This is a genomic window from Streptomyces sp. RB17, assembly GCF_009604455.1.
Lineage (GTDB): Bacteria > Actinomycetota > Actinomycetes > Streptomycetales > Streptomycetaceae > Streptomyces.
The window spans coordinates 18,577-35,599 of the sequence record NZ_WEGL01000021.1 but is presented as its reverse complement, the minus strand read 5'-3'; the positions used below and the strand labels follow the sequence as shown (position 1 = coordinate 35,599).

Here is a 17,023-nt window from a genome sequence, read left to right as displayed (position 1 = left end):
GTTTCGACCTGGACGCCGTCGACCCGGTGGAACCAGAGGTCGCGAAGGAACGTGTCACCCATGGCCGTTCATGATCGTGGTTTCGGTGACCGTCCGTGGTGCTGGCACGGAAAGTGAGCCAGAACCAGGATTCGAGCGACGCCGAGATCCCCGGGTCGGCTGTGGTGCCCCCTCACCACGTCGACGCGACATCGGCGTGGAGTGCCTGACAGTGCCGGACGTCCTCGCGGCGACGGAGCACGTTGGGGAGAGGCCCCAAAGGTGCACGCCTGGCCCAGGCGGCGACATGCCTGGGCCACCGTGGGCGCGGACTCGCAAAGGCGCCCGGAAGCGGCTTCGCTGGCGGCAGCCGCTCAGCGCAGGAAGCCCTCGTAGTGGCGCTGCTGGAGCTGGCTTTCGATCTGCTTCACCGTCTCCAGGCCCACACCCACGATGATGAGGATGCTCGTCCCGCCGAACGGGAAACTCTGGCTCGACCCGGTCGTGGCCAGCGCGATGGTGGGGATGAGGGCGATCACCCCCAGATACAGCGCGCCCGGCCAAGTGATCCGGTTGAGTACGTAGCCCAGATACTCGGCGGTCGGCCGCCCGGCCCTGATCCCCGGGATGAAGCCTCCGTACTGCTTCATGTTGTCCGCGACCTCGTCCGGGTTGAAGGTGATCGCGACGTAGAAGAACGCGAAGAACATGATGAGTACGGAGTACGCAGTGATGTAGATCGGGTGGTCGCTCTTGGTCAGATTCTGGGAGATCCAGGCCTTCCACCCCGAGCCCCCGCCGGAGAACTGCGCAATCAGTGCCGGGATGTAGAGAAGTGACGACGCGAAGATGACCGGGATGACGCCCGCCTGATTCAGCTTCAGTGGAATGTAGGCGGATGTACCGCCGTAGGAACGACGGCCGATCATGCGCTTGGCGTACTGCACCGGGATGCGGCGCTGCGCCTGTTCCACGAAGACCACGAGGCCGATGATGGCCAGAGCGACGAGGATGACACCGCCGAACTCGATCCAGCCGTCGGCCAGGGCCCCCTGCTTCTTGATCGCCCACAGGGCGGACGGGGTCGTGGCCGCGATTGAGATGAACATCAGGATCGACATGCCGTTTCCGATGCCGCGGTCGGTGATCAGCTCGCCCAGCCACATGACCAGGCAGGTGCCGGCGGCCAAGGAGATGATCATCGTGACGGTGGTGAAGATCGCTTGGTCAGGGACGATGCTGGAGGCGACCGAGCAGCCGGAGAAGAGGGAGCCGCTGCGGGCTGTGGCCACCAGGCCGGTGCCCTGGAGGACGGCGAGTGCCACGGTCAGGTAGCGGGTGTACTGCGTGATCTTCGTCGTGCCGGCCTGACCCTCCTTCTTCAGGGCTTCCAGGCGCGGGATGACCACGGTCAGCAGCTGCAGGATGATGCCGGCGGTGATGTAGGGGAGGATGCCGAGTGCGAAGATGGTGATCTGCAGCAGGGCGCCTCCGCTGAAGAGGTTGACCAGCCCGAACAGCCCCTGGCTGCCTGACGTCTGGTCGAGGCACTGCTGGACTGCCTTGTAGTTGACACCTGGGATCGGGACGTGGGTGCCTATCCGGTACACCACGATGATGCCGAGCGTGAAGAGTAGCTTCTGGCGCAGGTCAGGCGTCTTGAGCGCATGGGCGAATGTGGCGAACACAGTGCCTCCGGCGACCCTACGTGCATGTGTCGTCGTGAGGGTCAGAGATTTTCGGCAGAACATCGGCACATCGGCGATGCTGCCGTTTTAGTGATTGAAAAAGCCATATTGGGGTTAGGTGACGGCTTCCTTCGCTCTGTGCCTGGCACCCATCCAACGAGAATCACGCGAGCCAACAGGGTGCGAGACTAAACGTTCACTCTCGCAATATCGTCGCGGCTCACGCAGCCGCGCCAGCTCGTGCGTGTGAGGGGGCGGAGTTCAGGTCTTGTTCGGCCCAGATGACCTTGCCGCCGGATACCGTGCGGGAGCCCCATCTGCGGGACAGTTGGGCGACCAGGAAGAGGCCGCGTCCGTTTTCGTCGATGGTGCTTGCGCGACGCTGACGCGGGGAGTTGGCGTTGGTGTCGAATACTTCGCAGGTCAGGACTTGGTGGTGGATCAGGCGCAGGCCGATCGGTCCTGTGCTGTGGAGGATGGCATTGGTGACCAGTTCGCTGACGATCAGTTGCGTGGGGTCCTGGAGACTTTCCAGTCCCCATTCGGTCAGTTGGCGGGCTGCCATGTGCCGGGCGTTGTGGACAGTGGTGTGGTCGTGTGGGAGTGTCCAGGAGGCGACCTGGGTGGGGCTGAGTGAGCGGGTCCGTGCCAGGAGCAGGGTGATGTCGTCGGATGGTGCCTGGCCCTGGAGGGTCTCCGTCGCGCGGGTGCAGAGGTCTTCCAGGGAGCGTGCCGGTTGTGTCAGGGCGGTGCCAAGGCGTTGCATTCCCACGTCGATGTCGTCGTCGCGGGTTTCGATCAGGCCGTCGGTGTACAGGGCGAGGAGGCTTCCTTCGGGCAGTTCCAGCTCCACGGCCTCGAAGGGGACGCCCAGCCCGATGCCGAGTGGGCTTCCGGAGGGAAGGTCGGGAAAGGTGACCTGGCCCTGCGGGTCGATGATCGCGGGCGGGGGGTGTCCGGCCCGTGCCATGGTGCACCGGCGGGTGGCCGGGTCGTAGACGGCATACAGACAGGTAGCGCCGACAACCGCGGGGGTTTCATCCAGGGCGTCGGCGTCGTCCTCGGCCAGTCGTTGGAAGGTGTCATCGAGGCGGGTCAGCAGTTCGTCGGGGGGCAGATCGATGTCGGCGAGGGTGCGGACGGCGGTGCGGAGCCTGCCCATGGTCGCGGCGGCGTTGATGCCGTGTCCGACGACATCGCCGACGACGAGGGCCACCCGGGCGCCGGACAGCGGGATCACGTCGAACCAGTCGCCTCCGACGCCGGCGTCCATGTCGGCGGGCAGATAGCGCGAGGCCGCCTCGACCGCGGCGCCGCCCTTCAAACGGTGTGGGAGCAGGTTGCGTTGGAGTGCCAGGGCCGTGGTGTGTTGGCGAGTGTATTGGCGGGCGTTGTCCAAGGACGGTGCGGCCCGGGTGACGAGCTCCTCTGCGAGGAGCAGATCATCCTCCCGGAACGGCACGGGGTCCTCGGTGCGGATGAATACCGCGACACCCAGGACGAAATGCCGTACACGGATGGGCACGATCATCAGGGAGTGCATCCCGTTCTCATGGATCGTGTTGGCCCGCGCCGGGTCGCGGGCGAGCCATGTCCCAGGGGAGGTGTCCAGTACCGGTTCCAGGTGGGACCTTCCCGTGCGCAGGACGCTGGTGAAGGGCGAGGCCGGGGGGAAGGAGACCTTCTCTGTGCGCGCCCACGGGGATTCTGGGATCCCTGGGTGGATGGAGGCCACACCGGCGCGGCGGAAAGCGGGAGGGCGACCGCCTATCGTGTCGAATCGGGTCAAGGGCTCTTCGCCACACGGGATGGACTCCGCCAGGTCGACGACGGCATAGTCGGCCAGCACGGGCACGGCGAGGTCGGCCAGTTCCTGCCCGGTCTGCATGACGTCCAGGGTGCTGCCGATGCGCGTGCTGGCCTGACTGAGGATGGCAAGGCGCTCGCGCGCCCGTCGGCTCTCGGTGACATCCACGCTCATGGTGCACACCCCCAGTGCCTTGCCGTCCGCGTCCTGGAGGCAGAAGAACGAGGCCGAGAATGCGTGCTCCCGGCGCGGATCCCCCGGCGGCCACAACCGGTACTCCTGGACCGCGGTGGCGCCGCTCGCCAGCGCCTGCCGCGTCACCGCTTCAAGTGCTTCGGACTCGGAGCCGGGCAGTGAATCGGTGAGGCGACGACCGAGCCGCCGGTCACGGGAGATGCCGTCGTGGCTCTCCATCGTGTCGTTCACCCATAGGCAATGCAACTGCGGGTCACGAACGACGATGCCGATCGGCGCGCGGGTGAGAAGCGCCTCCCGCACCGATCCGTTCATCGCGTCCCCGGAGACCGTGCCGATGTCGGTCACGGACAAAAGCCACCGGACTGTGCCGTCCTGCCCCCACAACATCGAGATCCGCAGGTTGATGTCGATCATGCGACCTTCCCGGCGGCGCACCGGCATCACGCCCCACCAGCCATTCTGGGCACGGCACCTCTCGATGAACGCCGATATCGTCGACGTTCCCTCGGAAAATGGCAGTACGAGTGCGACGGACCGGCCCACCACATCCCCGGCGGAGTACCCGACAAGCCGCTCGGCGGCCTGCGTCCATGCGACCACCGTCCCACGCTCGTCGAACATCGCGACCGCCGACTCGGATATCTCGCGCGTATTCAATTGATTACCGATTTGATTAACGAGTGTTACCCCGCTGGTGCTGGTCATCGAGCTGTTGTCCTCACGTAGGTCGGGGAAGGGGGTATGGGGTGCGTGTAGCCAGGGGGCCGAGCGGCTCGGAGTCGAAAAGTCTCCGGAGGCCACTTTGAGATCCCCGACATCGAGCGCGGTTGCCATCGTGACACTCTCCTGTATGTAACGTTCACTATAGCGCGTGTCCGTCTCTCGCGAGTTTGTAGCGAATCGTGATCTTGGTGTGGGTCTCTCTATGCGGCCCTGTTCTCGTATAGCTACGACGAACGGACATGTAGCGCAGGGTGAGGCTCGGGGCTGGAGCGGGCGCGAGGGTCGACGGCACAGCGATCGGCGGTGGCAGCGATTCAGCTTCGAGGTTGCCTTATCGGACTTCCGGCGCGCCTGGTGACTCGCCAGGATGGTGCCGCAGTAAATACCGGATTTACTGCGGCAGAGCACCTACCGTGATCATCGCGACCTGCGACGGACGATTCCGGCCACCGGGGCGAGGTGTACGCATTTACTGCGGCAGCACCGGAAGGGCGGGACGGACGCGACGATCGAACCAGTGACCGAGCTCGGGAGCGGGGGCGCGCTCCGGCTGTCGCGCACCCGGGTGATGCCTCTGTCCGCCCCGCCCTCGTCGTACACCGCAGCGGTCGAGCGGTACCTCACCGGCGCGGGCATCGCGAAGTCCTCCGCGCGCATCTACCGGATCTCGCTGACGACATGGGGATGGATGCTCGCCGGCGAACCGGCGCCGCTCGGACCCGCCCGCCGAGGCGCGAAGCCGCCCGTCTTCCCCCCTCACCGCGATCGACGACCCAGCCTTGCCCGAGGTGCTGGCCGAGCTGGCGGCAGCGCGGGCGGACGAGATCATGGCGGCGATCAGGGCGGTGGCGGTCCGCCTGGCGGTGCGGGAGCCGCGGAGTGTCTTGCCGTCGACGGCGATGAGCCGCCGGCCGCCGGCCGTGGCCTGGCGTTCCTGGAGGTAGCGTCCGATGGCCCGGTCCAGGGCGTCGCCGTCCGCGGCGGCCAGGACGAGGCGGATCGTCGTGGCATGGGGTGGTCGGAACAGGCCGGTCAGCGGGTCGGGGCGGAACCCGAGCAGGGCCAGGACGCGCTGTGGTGCGTCGGTGACCCACTCGCCGATCGCTGTGATCGATGCAGCTCCGGACAGAACGGCGGCGGCCGCGGCGGCAAGCAGGGCCGTCCACGGGTGCCGGATGCCGCGACGGGCGCGTGGATCAGGCACGTCGACCAGATACTTCCGCAGGTCAGCGATTGTTTCCAGCGGGGCCGGGCCGAAGGGGCCACCCAGTTGTTGCAGGCACGACGGCATACGCGAAGATGGGCTCGCAGGCATGGACTTGCTCGGTGCTCATACGGACTCGACACCCACATGATCACCAGCGGCCATGCCTGTTCTGCGTCCAGGGGTGACTGCCCACAGAAGCCGATAACCCATCACATACCGTGCTCGGCAGGCGAACCGCCCACCTCGAGACTTCTCAAAGACCCTGCATACGAGACAGCGTCCGGAACAACCTCAACTACGCTGGCACCAGCCGCATAACCCGTGACCAGAATTCGGCGTCAAGGCCCAATCAAGTTGGTTTTCAGGGTGAGTTCTGGGGCGGCTGTTGTGCTGTGGCGGGCCTCGAGTTCGGCGGGTGGGATGTATCCGAGTGAACCGTTCCGGGTCTGGTGGGGACTGAGCGAGGCCGTGATCGTCATCCGGCGGCTTGTGGTGTCGGTTCTTCGTAGATCCCGACGCGTAGGACGTGCTCGATGACGCTGTCGAGCTTGTCGCGTGCCGCGGTCAGCTCGGTGATGCGCTGCTGGATGGCGCCACGCTCGTACCGGATCTTGTCGTACATGCTGCCGGTGACTATTCCCGTGGACACGCACGGCAGCAGATCGACGATCGTGTGGCTGGGCAGGCACATGATGAGTCCACTCTCCGCCGAGGCCGCCGGGGGTGAAATGCGCTCTATGTACCACTCGCCGACCATTACTGAGCTTGAACTCTGGTTCTCGTAGCTGCTGTCCGAGGGCTCGACCGCGAGGTGAAGCGTCCAGCGTCGGGTCGCCCAGTGGGGGAGAGGTGCCGGGATCTATGATGGCGGCATGGTGAGGGATTCCGGCTCGACGTCGGCTGCTGTTGGCTTGAGTAGCCGTGAGGTCATCTTGAACGCGGCTCGCTCGCTCATCGGCGAAAAGGGCTACGACGGCATGGCCATCTCTGATCTGTCCGCGCAGTCCGGGCTTCCGCCCAGTTCGATCTACTACCACTTCGGGAACAAGTTCGGCGTACTGGCGGCGCTCCTCGAACGCACCTTCGAAGAGTTGCACGCTTTGTTCCCCGATCCGTCTTCGTTCGACGACCTGGCACCGCTTGAGCGTCTCGAAGCGTGGTTCTCCGCGGCGTGCAGTTCGCTGGACCGGAGGCCTGACTATCTTCGCCTCTTGGTCGCGATCAGTGTCGGCCCGCAGAAGGATGCCGAGGCGGTTCGGCAGATCGTGCGTCGCATCCGGGACTATGCCCGCCTGTCCTGGGTGGAAGCACTCACTCCGATCTTCGCGCCGAACGGCGACAAAGCCGGCAAGGCCCTAGTCGAGGAGCTTGCGGTCCTCGGGCGAGCGTTGACGGACGGCTTTTCGGTGACAAACAGCTTCGACAACGTGACCTACAGCTCGCAGGTCGCTCCGTTCGTTTCCCTGGTCCGCGGTCTGGCGGCTCAGCGCGGCGGCGCAGCGGAGTAGAAGCGGACAAGGCGGCCACGGTCTGCTGAAGATCGTCACGTCGCCGATGGCGTGCAATGCGTCGTATGGGGGCATGCCGGAGCAAGTCCCCGGCCTTACGCCCACCCGTGGGTCCAGGGCCGGACGGACGCTGTTTCGGTGAACCCACGTGACGGTGGGTGATTCGCCTATTGGTCAAGGCGGAACGTTCGGTTTTGACAGGCGGGTGTGATACGGCTAGGCTGCGCTGTGTAGTGAACGCTCTATATACAAGATCTCGTGGTGTCTCGTGCGCGGCTTCGGATCGTTTCGTCCGTCTCAAGCACTACACCGCTTGCCTGCAACGCTCACCACGATGCAGCTCGCCGATCTTGCCAAACGAACATTCCCTGGCTCGCGACGTGTTGGCGGGACCAAGAACCGTGCAGGCCGCGTCCACGCGGCCCCGGATCGCTGGCCACCGCAACCATGAATCTCCCAGCCACCTCGCTCGCGGCATGTCCCGCAGGAGAGATGTTATGCCCTACTGGTCTGTCAGCATCCCGATGCAAACCGCGGAAGGCAGTTCCGGCGTTCATGTGTTCATCGTGGCTGCTGACCGCTCCGATCAAGCACGCGGCCACGCTGTGGCTCAGGCGGAGATGCCTAAGTCGCGACGACATCGCCGCGATGCGGCGTTGCGTCTTGAGGCCCTGACCGTTGCTGAGATCAATTCCTGATGGAACATGTGACATAGGAAATTCCATGGCGGCTGTCTTCCAAGGGATGGTCGCCACGCCGGGTACCGAGACGAGAATGTTGGATACGACGAGCGCCAACTTCGCCTCTACACGGTTCACTTCCCTGTGCTGTGCTGCCATCATGGCTGACCGAACTTCACTGGGACTGATTCGCGGCCATGCTCACCAACCGGCCACGGCATCGCCCAGACCATCCGCTGGGTTGTCATCGTCGGCGCATCAGCGACCGAACATCATCGTCGGCCTCGTTCCGGACCGCATCGCGATTGACGGCTGGTACACCAAGGCCCCCGGCGGCGAAGTGTCCGGGCGTTCCCGGTCGCCCGCGGTGAACGGGGCCTGAGAACGCGCGGGCACCGCGGGCACGACCGACGGCTACGGCATCCTGCCGGGCCGCGCCCTGGCTGGCGCCAAGCGGCACGGGGTGTGGGGCGGGCGCAGCCTGGCGGCCTCGCTGTGGTCGTCCTCGACCGCCCAGGCGCGCACGTCCGCCATCTACCCGGCGTCTTCGGGCTGCAGAATCGCGTCGATCAGGTGCGGGCCGGGTGTCGCCTGCGCCTTCGCGAACTGTTCGGCGAGTTCGGCCGTGGTGCGGGCGCGGCCGGCCGGGACGCCAAGACCGGTGGCGATCGCTGTGAAGTCGATGTCGGGGCGACTCAGGTCGAGCAGGGCCTCCGCGGCTTGTCCGGTCCGGCCCGCGCCCACGCGGTCCAGCTCGGCGCGCAGGATCGCGTAGGAGCGGTTGTTGAGGATCACGGTGGTCACGTTCAGCCCCTCGCGGGCCTGGGTCCACAGGGCGGAGATGGTGTAGAGAGCGCTGCCGTCGGCCTGCAGACATATCACCGGGCGCTCGGGACAGGCGATGGCAGCGCCGACGGACACCGGCAGGCCTTGGCCGATGGCCAGTCCTTTCAAGCCCAGCACGTCGTGTGCGGGAGCGTTCGCGGTGGCGGCGGCCAGTGTGTTCATGCCCTCGGTAATGGACTCATCCACGATGATTGCGTCCTGCGGCAGCACCGTACCGATCACCTGGGCCCAGTTCCGCGTGCGCAACGGCTCATCCGGGATCAAGGACGGCGCACCGGGTTCCAGCAGCGGGGCGGCACCGCCCGGCGCGACCGTGTCGGCCAGCCGGGTCAGCGCCCCGACGACGTCGAAACCGGCCTCGGGCACCATCTGATGCACGGTCGTGCCGGACGGGACGAAGCTGCCGGGACGCCCCGGGTATGCGAACGACGCCACCGGCTCGCGCGCGCCGATCAGGACGAGATGCTCGATACCGCCGAGTTGCTGATGGACCGCCTCGCTCCGGTAGCTCAGTGGCTGGATCTCGGGCACACCCGCGCCGCGCCTGAGCCGGGCGGGCCAGGTGGGGCAGAAGAGCGGCGTGCCAGTGGCCTTGTGGATGCGGGCGGCTGCGTGCAGGCCGCTCTCGCCGAGTCCGGCACCGTCGATCAGTAACGCGACCGTCTCGGGCCCGGTGAGCAGCGCGGCAATGGTGTCCACCTCACGGTCGGCAACGGACCGCAGTGATCGCGCCGCGAGCCGTGTCGCGGGCTGGCCACCCTCCGACCAGGACAGGTCCGCCGGCACGATGAGCGTGGAGACTGCCCCCGAGGTGCCCGTGCGTGACGGATCGGTGTCACCAGGAACGCCGGCGGAGAGTGCGGCGGCCACCGCGGCTGCAGCGTCGGGACCGACGTCGGCCGGTTCCGCGGGCCGGCGCACCCAGCTGGACACGGTCGCGGCGGCGGAGTCGATGTCGGATTCCAGGGGTGAATCAAGCGATTTGTGCGAGCGGGCGTGGTCACCCACGACGTTGACGACCGGCGTACCTGCCCGGCGAGCGTTGTGCAGGTTGGCCAGGCCGTTCGCGAGGCCGGGGCCCAGGTGGAGCAGTGTCGCTGCCGGGCGCCCGGTCATGCGGGCGTAGCCGTCGGCGGCACCTGTAGCCACCCCTTCGAACAGGCAGAGTACGCCCCGCATATCCGTGTGGCGGTCGAGCGCCGCGACGAACTGCATTTCCGAAGTACCAGGGTTGGCGAAGCAGGTGTTGACATCGTTATCGAGGAGGGTGCGCAGGAGCGCTTCAGCACCATTCATGGGAGATGACCAGTTCTCGTTTGTCTTTCGGCCTGCGCCGGCCCCGGCATTCGGGGGTGCGGGCTTGTGAGTGCTTCCTTCGGCGGCGTCCGCATGTGTTTGCCAAGGTGATCGATCCTGCCGTCGGCGAAGGGCGGCGACCGGGATTCAGCCGGTGACTTGGCGCGGACCGAGGTTCCTCGTTCGCCGGGGACTCACGGTACGAGGCCGTGTTGGCGCCTCTGCGAGGAGGGGTGCCCACGACTGGCCGAACGCATTGCCGTCGCGCCGCCCGACATTCGGCGAACCGGGCACTCTAGATCGTTCGCCGTGGAACCCGCCAGTCTCGGGGCCAAAGAAGACGCCGCCATGTCATGGATGTAGCCAACCTGTCTCGAAAGCTCTAGAGTGAACGCTACATACAGATCCGAGTGTCACGCAACCGGGCCGCTTCCAGTGGTAGTTCCTCTCACGGGGGCCAATCGAACGTCGCAATGAAGCGAGGTTTCCCTTGAACGTTCTAGAGCAGGTCAAGAACTCACCGCTGAGTCGTGTCCAGGTCAGGGCCGTCGCATTGTGTCTCGTGATCAACCTGATCGACGGGTTCGACCTCCTGGTCACGTCCTTTGTCGGGCCGACGATCGCTCGCGAGTGGCATCTGTCCCCGTCAGGGGTCGGGGCTCTGCTCAGCGGTGGACTGGCCGGCATGGCCATCGGCGCCCTGTTCCTGGCTCCACTCGCCGACCGCATAGGGCGCCGTCGACTCAGCCTCGGCTGTCTCGCCCTGGCGTCGCTCGGCATGCTCGCCGCGTCGGTTTCGCAGAACTTCGGTCAGCTTCTCGTTGCCAGGCTGGTCACGGGAGCGGCCGTAGGAGCGATGGCCGCCAGCCTGCCGGTGCTCGCCTCCGAGTACGCCAACCACCGGCGCAGGGGACTGGTCGTCGCACTGATCACCACGGGCTACGGTCTGGGTGCGGTCATCGCTGGCATCGCATCGACGTTTCTGCTGGGTGCGTTCGGCTGGCGGTCGGTCTTCGTATTCGGATGCGTCGCTACGGCGGTCATGCTCGTGGGCGCGCTCCGTTACCTGCCCGAGTCGATGGACTACCTCGTCGTACGTCGCCCGCGCCGGGCGCTGGACCGGCTCAACCGGATCCTCGCCTCGATGGGCCGGGCTCCCGTCGGGGAGCTTCCCGTGGTGGTGTCGGTGTCGCGCAAGGCAGCAGTCGATTCGCTGTTCCGTGGGAGCAACGCCGTTCGGACAGTGCTGGTGTGGGTGGCGTTCACCGCAGCGCAGCTGGTGTTCTACTTCGCGAGCTCGTGGACCCCCAGTCTGCTGTTGAAGGCGGGTATGTCCAACCAGCAGGGCATCAGTGGCGGACTGCTCTTCAGCCTCGGTGGTGTCACAGGTGCAGTTCTCCTGGGGGTCCTGGCGTCCCGGGTCGACCCACGGCGGCTCACTGCGGCCTACTTCGTCGTCGGCGCCCTCATGCTCGTCGTCTTCTCCATGTCGCTCGGAATGCTGGCCAGCGCGTTGGTCGTGGCGGTGCTTGTCGGGCTGTTCCTGAACGGCACGATTTCCGGGATCAACGTCATCGTTCCGAGCCTCTATCCGGCCGAGACCCGGGCGACGGCGCTCGGCTTGGCCGTCGCCGTGAGCAGACTCGGTGCCGTTCTGGCCCCGCTCCTCGCGGGCTTCCTGCTGGAGGCCGGCTGGGCCCCCGGATCGCTGTTCCGGGTCTTCGCGATACCGAGCCTGATCGGCGCGCTCGCGACGATCCTCCTCGCTCGCTACGGGCACGCGATCCAGAGTGCTTCGGCCGAACCCAGAACCGTTGAAGGCGTGGTGGCGGAAGCATGATCTTTCCTGTCCGCCACCCAGCCATCCAGACTCCGGGAGGTTCATGTGAGTAGTTCGCCGATCGACGTGGACCGCACCGCGCTGCTCGTCATCGACATGCAGAACGACTTCGTGGAGGAGGGCGCGCCGCTGGAGTTTCCGGAAGGGCGACGAGTGATTCCCGCCATCCAGAAACTGCTCGATGCCGCCCGCAGCCGTGAGATGGCGGTCATCTACGCCGCGCACGTCCATCGTGCCGGCGGGGCGGACATGGGAATCCACCGCGATCTGTACCCGCCGGTGGCGGCCGGGGAGGCCCTGGTCGACACCGAGCGGGGGGGCGGAGATCCATCCCGAACTCACGCCGCTTCCCGGCGAACCCGTCATCAAGAAGCACCGCTACAACTCGTTCTACGCCACCGACCTGGAGATCATCCTGCGTGGGCTCGGCGTGGAAACGGTGATCCTCACCGGGATGACGACCGAGTGCTGCGTTCTCGGAACGGCCCGCGGCGCCTTGGAGCGCGGGTTCCGCTCCGTGGTGATCTCAGACGCTTGCGCGTCCTGTGACTACCCGGACCTCGGGGCCGGCCCGATGTCCGCCGCAGACATGCACCTGGCCGCGTTGAGGGTGATGTCCCTGACCTCGTCGCAGCTGGTCGGCACCGACGAGTTCCTCTCGTGGCTGCCGTGAAGACAGACCAGACGTACGATCCACTTAGGAGGCTGTAGGTGTCGGCCATTTCAGAGGATGTCGCCCGTACAGGCGCAAGTCCCACTCTCGTTCTGCTGCACGGAGGTGGACCGGGCGTCGACGCCGAGAGCAACTGGGCGAGCGTGCGCTCCCGGTTCGCGGACGAGTTCCGCTGTCTGGCCCCGGATCTTCTCGGGTTCGGCACGCAGGTCGCCGGATCCGCCGGGATCGACGGGCCGCGGGCCTGGGCCATGGCACGGGCACGGCAAGTCTTGGGCATCCTCGATCGCCACGGCCTGGACCGCGTGCACCTCGTCGGCAACTCGGCCGCCGGCGGAGCTGCGGCCCTGGCCCTCATGTCCGTGGCGCCTGACCGGATCGAGCGCGCGGTCGTCATGGGGGGAGCCGGTACCGGGCCGCTGCCTCCGGCTGTCCCCTTCTACGACGACCCGACCAAGACGTCCATGCGGGCCACCCTCAGCCGACTGGTCGCCGACGAGAGCGTCCACGGAGAACTCCTCGACAACCTCGCCGACATCCGGCTGCGGCAAGCCCTGCGTCCTGGAGCAGAATCGGCATTCCGGTCCATGCTCGCCGACGTCGTGGACGGCCCCCCTCCCATCGATCTCACGAAGATCGTCAATCCGGTCCTCGCCCTTCACGGGGAGTGCGACCGCGTCTCGCAGATCAAGGTCTCCGAGCGCCTCGTCGAAGACCTGCCCAATGCCCGCCTCGAGGTGGTGGCGGGGGCCGGGCACTGGATCCACGTCGACCGGCCGGATGAATTCTGCAGCCTAGTAGGAGAGTTCCTGAGAGCATGACACAGCCAATGAGCAGCAGTGAGGACCGAGTTGAGGTCCTGGTGGTCGGAGCCGGCCCGGCTGGCCTGACCCTCGCCATCGACCTGGCCCGGCGGGGCGTGGCCTGTCACGTCGTGGAGGCGACCGAGGAACGGGGCGTCAATCCCCGCTGCAACACCACATCCGCGCGGTCGATGGAGATCTTCCGGCGGCTCGGACTTGCGGACGACATCCGGCGGGCCGGACTGCCTGAGGACTATCCCACCTCGATCCAGTACCGGACGACCCTGAGCGGTGAGGAGATCTTCCGCCTCGACCTGCCGGCGTCTCGCGACGTGCTGGACGGTGTCGGCAAGGGCGGCTGGCCCACACCGGAGCCGCAGCACCGGATCTCGCAACTGTTCCTCGAGCCCATCCTGGAACAGCACGCGAGCACACTTCCCGGGCTGACCCTCGAGCGTGGCACCCGGCTGGTCGAATTCCGGCAGTACGACGACCACGTCGAAGCGGTCGTGGAGACGTCCGGGGTGCGTCGCACACTGCACTGCGCATACGTGGTGGGCTGCGACGGCGCCCACAGCACCGTGCGACGCCAGTTGGGCATCCGCTACGAGGGTGTCGACGCGATCCAGCAGTTCGTGTCGACCTTCGTCCGCTCACCCGAACTCGGGCGGCTGGCCGCACGGGATCGGGCGTGGACGTATTGGACCTACGGCCGCCGGATCGCATCGCTGATCGCGATCGACGGTGACTCGCTGTGGCTTAACCACGTTGCCTTCGCCCCCGACCATGACACCGAGGGTGAGGACCCCGAAGAGCTTTTGCGGGAGGCGGTGGGAGGACCCGTCGAGCATGAGGTGCTCGGTGTGGTGCGCTGGACCGGACGCCGACTCGTCGCCCAGCGGTACCGCACGGGCCGGGTGTTCCTGGCCGGCGATGCCGCTCACATCTGGATTCCCGTTGGGGGATTCGGCATGAACGCGGGAATCCAGGACGCGGCGACGCTGAGCTGGATGCTGGCGGCGGTCCGTCACGGCTGGGCGCCACCGTCGTTGCTGGATGCGTACGAGCTGGAGCGCAAGCCGGTGGGTGAGCAGTTCGCCAGCGCGGTGGGGTCGGCGGCGCGCAAGTCGTTCGCGGAATTCTCGCCGGACATCCATCTGCCCGGCCCGGACGGCGAGCGGGCTCGCGCGGAGTTCGCCGACCGGCTGGCAGTCTCGGAGCCGCATCGATATTCACCCGACGGCTTCAGCTTCGGCTACCACTACGCGGGCTCACCTCTGGTGGTCGGGGGCGAGGACCAGACCGCGATCACCATGGGTGACTACCTGGAACGAGCGCAGCCCGGTTTCCGACTGCCCCATGTCTGGCTCGACGACGACCGATCCGTGCTCGACGTGCTCGGCCCCGGCTTCACCCTGCTGAGGACGGACACAGGCGTCGGCGTGACGTCCTGGACCTCGGCGGCTGATGAACTCGGGATTCCCCTGGCCGTGGTCGACCTGCCCGGACGCTGGCCCGACCGCTATCCCACCGAGCTGGTGCTCGTGCGTCCTGACCAGCACGTCGCCTGGATGGGCGGGGCGGACGCTCGTCCCGACGAGCTCCTCCACACAGTCACCGGGCGCGTCGCCGCCCACCAGCAGTAGAGATCATCAGGAGAAGGCACATGTCATACGCATTGGGCATCGACGTGGGCGGCACGTTTACCGACGCGGTCGCCTCGGACGGTGCGGGCCAGATCGTGTCGGCCAAGACGCCGACCACGCCGCCGCACCGCGAGGTCGGTGTCATGCGGGCGATCGAGGACATCGCGAGCGAGCTGGGTATCGGTGTCGGTGAACTGCTCACCCAGACCGACTACATCGCCCACGGCACGACCGCCTCGATCAACGCTCTGGTCCAGGGCCAAGTGGCCGATGTCGGGCTCATCGCCACGAAGGGCCACCGGGACGCGATCTACATCATGAATGCCGAGGGCCGCACGCTTGGCCGGTCGGCCCATGAGATCCAGGACACCCTCCGGCAGCGCAAGCCCGCGCCGTTGATCCCGAAGTACCGGGCACTCGAGGTCACCGAGCGGATCGACCACGCGGGGAAGGTACTGGTCCCGCTGGACGAGGACGAGGTCCGCCGAGTCGCACGCGCCCTCGTGGACCAGGGCGTCGAGGCGATCGCGGTCTGCCTGCTGTGGTCGTTCAAGAACGGGGCCCACGAGCAACGCGTCCGCGAGCTGATCCACGAGATCGCCCCGGACATGTACGTCACACTCTCCTCGGAGGTCAGTCCGCGCATTCGCGAGTTCGCGCGGACCTCCACCACGATCATGAATGCCCAGGTGGGCCCGCGGCTGCGCACGTACCTCCTCCCTCTGCAGAAGCAGCTGGAGGAGGGCGGGCTCAAAGGGCCGCTGCTGGTCATGCAGAGCGAGGGCGGCACCATCACCGCCGACCGGGCACCGGAACACGCCATCACCACGGTCGGGTCCGTCCTGTCCGGCGGCGTCATCGGCGGGATGCGTCTTGCCGAGCAACTGAGACACCGCAATGTCATCACCACAGACGTCGGCGGCACGACGTTCCTGGCCGGACTGATCGTCGACGGGGAGCCGGTCATGGCGCCGGGCTCCGTCGTGAACCAGTTCCCGATCAACGCGGCGACCATCCGCGTGCACACCATCGGCTCGGGCGGCGGCGCACTCGCCTCCGTGGACGCCGGCGGCAACCTGCGACTGGGCCCGCAGAGCGCCGAGGCCGTACCCGGCCCCGCCTGCTACGGCAACGGCGGCACCCGCCCCACGAACACCGACGCGAACCTGGTCCTCGGCATCCTCAGCCCACACGGACTGCTCGGCGGCCGGAAGCCGCTCCGGATGGACCTGGCGCGGCAAGCGATCCGCGAACATGTGGCCGAGCCGCTCGGCCTCACCGTCGAGGAAGCCGCCATCGCCATCTACGAGGTGCAGAACGCGCAGGCGGGAGACCTCCTGCGCCGGGCCGTCGTGCAGGCCGGTTACGACCCCCGCGACTTCGTCGTCTACGCCTTCGGCGGCGCAGGACCTGCCCACTGCGCCGGGTACTGCCAGGACCTGGGAGTGGGAGAGGTCGTCGTTCCGCTCGGTCCCGTCGCCTCCGCCTTCTCGGCCTACGGACTCGCGGCCTCGGACATCATCATGAGTGCCGAACTCTCCGACCCGTCCTCCTTCCCGGTCGATCACACGGTGCTCGAATCCCACTACGCCCGCCTGGAAGCCGATCTGCAGCGTGCACTCGACCGGCAGAAGGTGAAGTTCGAGGAGGTGACGCTGCAGCGTGAGATCGACCTGCGCTACTCGATGCAGGTCACCGAACTCTCGACGGCCGTCCCGGACACGGCGTTCACCGAGCACACCGGTGACGAGATCCTTGAACGTTTCGAGGAACAGTACGAGCGCATCAACGGCAGCGGCGCCGGTTACCGCGAAGCCGGCGTGCAGGCGATCACCTATCGCGTACGGGCCAAGGCCGGCCTGGGCTTTCCCGTCAAGCTTCCTGCCGTTCCTGAGGCCGATGGCCCTGACCCGGCGGAGGCTCTGCTCGGAGAACGCCAGGTCTGCCTCGACTCACAGACCGGTTTCGTGCCCACCCCCGTCTACGACTATGCGCGACTGCGCGCAGGTCACGAGCTTGTCGGGCCGGCGATCGTCGACGTCCCGACCACCGTGGTCGTGGTCCCCGCCGGGGCCACCGGCCGCGTCGACCACCTCGGCAATCTCGTGCTGCGCTACCAGTGAGGACAG

At 66.9% G+C, this 17,023-nt stretch carries 12 protein-coding genes and 2 pseudogenes; 9 read left to right on the top strand and 5 right to left on the bottom strand.

What is annotated here, in order from left to right; all coding sequences use genetic code 11:
* Positions 1-353: 353 nt before the first annotated feature.
* From secY to SRB17_RS43205, 4 genes are all read right to left on the bottom strand, one after another.
* Positions 354-1,667 carry a preprotein translocase subunit SecY gene (gene secY / locus SRB17_RS43225; RefSeq protein WP_323377558.1) on the bottom strand — a complete coding sequence of 438 codons (1,314 nt, stop codon included), beginning with the start codon at positions 1,665-1,667 and terminating at the stop codon, positions 354-356.
* Positions 1,668-1,887: 220 nt separating this feature from the next.
* On the bottom strand, positions 1,888-4,377 hold the full coding sequence (locus SRB17_RS43220) for a SpoIIE family protein phosphatase (RefSeq protein ID WP_153547409.1): 2,490 nt from the start codon (positions 4,375-4,377) through the stop codon (positions 1,888-1,890).
* Between the two features lie 487 nt (positions 4,378-4,864).
* A complete protein-coding gene (locus tag SRB17_RS47250) occupies positions 4,865-5,599 on the bottom strand; it encodes a transposase family protein (protein ID WP_323377556.1) in 735 nt (244 codons plus the stop codon).
* A 478-nt stretch (positions 5,600-6,077) separates the two neighbouring features.
* Complete coding sequence (locus tag SRB17_RS43205; RefSeq protein ID WP_153547408.1) at positions 6,078-6,293, bottom strand: hypothetical protein; 216 nt, start codon at positions 6,291-6,293, stop codon at positions 6,078-6,080.
* A gap of 181 nt (positions 6,294-6,474) precedes the next feature.
* On the opposite strand from SRB17_RS43205, the gene SRB17_RS43200 reads away from it, so the two are divergent.
* From SRB17_RS43200 to SRB17_RS47245, 3 genes and pseudogenes are all read left to right on the top strand, one after another.
* Positions 6,475-7,110 (top strand): TetR/AcrR family transcriptional regulator, encoded by a 636-nt coding sequence (locus SRB17_RS43200; RefSeq protein ID WP_153547406.1) that lies wholly within the window; start codon positions 6,475-6,477, stop codon positions 7,108-7,110.
* A 497-nt stretch (positions 7,111-7,607) separates the two neighbouring features.
* The gene (locus SRB17_RS43195) at positions 7,608-7,808 is read left to right on the top strand and encodes a hypothetical protein (protein WP_153547404.1); all 201 of its coding nucleotides are present in this window, start codon (positions 7,608-7,610) and stop codon (positions 7,806-7,808) included.
* Between the two features lie 179 nt (positions 7,809-7,987).
* Positions 7,988-8,250, top strand: a pseudogene (locus tag SRB17_RS47245) (IS5/IS1182 family transposase); the annotation flags it as partial.
* A 74-nt stretch (positions 8,251-8,324) separates the two neighbouring features.
* Here the strand turns inward: SRB17_RS47245 and SRB17_RS43190 are convergent.
* A complete protein-coding gene (locus SRB17_RS43190; protein ID WP_153547402.1) occupies positions 8,325-9,932 on the bottom strand; it encodes an acetolactate synthase large subunit in 1,608 nt (535 codons plus the stop codon).
* A gap of 562 nt (positions 9,933-10,494) precedes the next feature.
* On the opposite strand from SRB17_RS43190, the gene SRB17_RS43185 reads away from it, so the two are divergent.
* The 6 genes and pseudogenes from SRB17_RS43185 to SRB17_RS43165 all read left to right on the top strand — a co-directional run bounded on the left by SRB17_RS43185 (position 10,495) and on the right by SRB17_RS43165 (position 17,017).
* A complete protein-coding gene (locus SRB17_RS43185) occupies positions 10,495-11,772 on the top strand; it encodes an MFS transporter (protein ID WP_323377555.1) in 1,278 nt (425 codons plus the stop codon).
* A 96-nt stretch (positions 11,773-11,868) separates the two neighbouring features.
* A pseudogene (locus SRB17_RS47855) lies at positions 11,869-11,946 on the top strand (cysteine hydrolase); the annotation flags it as partial.
* Between the two features lie 58 nt (positions 11,947-12,004).
* Positions 12,005-12,445, top strand: coding sequence for a cysteine hydrolase (locus tag SRB17_RS43180; RefSeq protein WP_323377559.1), 441 nt, complete (start codon positions 12,005-12,007; stop codon positions 12,443-12,445).
* Between the two features lie 38 nt (positions 12,446-12,483).
* Positions 12,484-13,266 (top strand): alpha/beta hydrolase, encoded by a 783-nt coding sequence (locus SRB17_RS43175; protein WP_323377554.1) that lies wholly within the window; start codon positions 12,484-12,486, stop codon positions 13,264-13,266.
* 8 nt (positions 13,267-13,274) lie between these two features.
* On the top strand, positions 13,275-14,894 hold the full coding sequence (locus tag SRB17_RS43170) for an FAD-dependent monooxygenase (RefSeq protein WP_228396649.1): 1,620 nt from the start codon (positions 13,275-13,277) through the stop codon (positions 14,892-14,894).
* 20 nt (positions 14,895-14,914) lie between these two features.
* On the top strand, positions 14,915-17,017 hold the full coding sequence (locus SRB17_RS43165) for a hydantoinase/oxoprolinase family protein (RefSeq protein WP_153547397.1): 2,103 nt from the start codon (positions 14,915-14,917) through the stop codon (positions 17,015-17,017).
* The last annotated feature ends 6 nt before the right edge of the window (positions 17,018-17,023 follow it).

Coding starts and splice junctions, on each gene's coding strand:
- SRB17_RS43220 (WP_153547409.1), bottom strand. CDS start 4,377: ATGACCAGCACCAGCGGGGTAACACTCGTTAATCAAATCGGTAATCAA.
- SRB17_RS43205 (WP_153547408.1), bottom strand. CDS start 6,293: ATGTGCCTGCCCAGCCACACGATCGTCGATCTGCTGCCGTGCGTGTCC.
- SRB17_RS43200 (WP_153547406.1), top strand. CDS start 6,475: ATGGTGAGGGATTCCGGCTCGACGTCGGCTGCTGTTGGCTTGAGTAGC.
- SRB17_RS43195 (WP_153547404.1), top strand. CDS start 7,608: ATGCCCTACTGGTCTGTCAGCATCCCGATGCAAACCGCGGAAGGCAGT.
- SRB17_RS43190 (WP_153547402.1), bottom strand. CDS start 9,932: ATGAATGGTGCTGAAGCGCTCCTGCGCACCCTCCTCGATAACGATGTC.
- SRB17_RS43170 (WP_228396649.1), top strand. CDS start 13,275: ATGAGCAGCAGTGAGGACCGAGTTGAGGTCCTGGTGGTCGGAGCCGGC.
- SRB17_RS43165 (WP_153547397.1), top strand. CDS start 14,915: ATGTCATACGCATTGGGCATCGACGTGGGCGGCACGTTTACCGACGCG.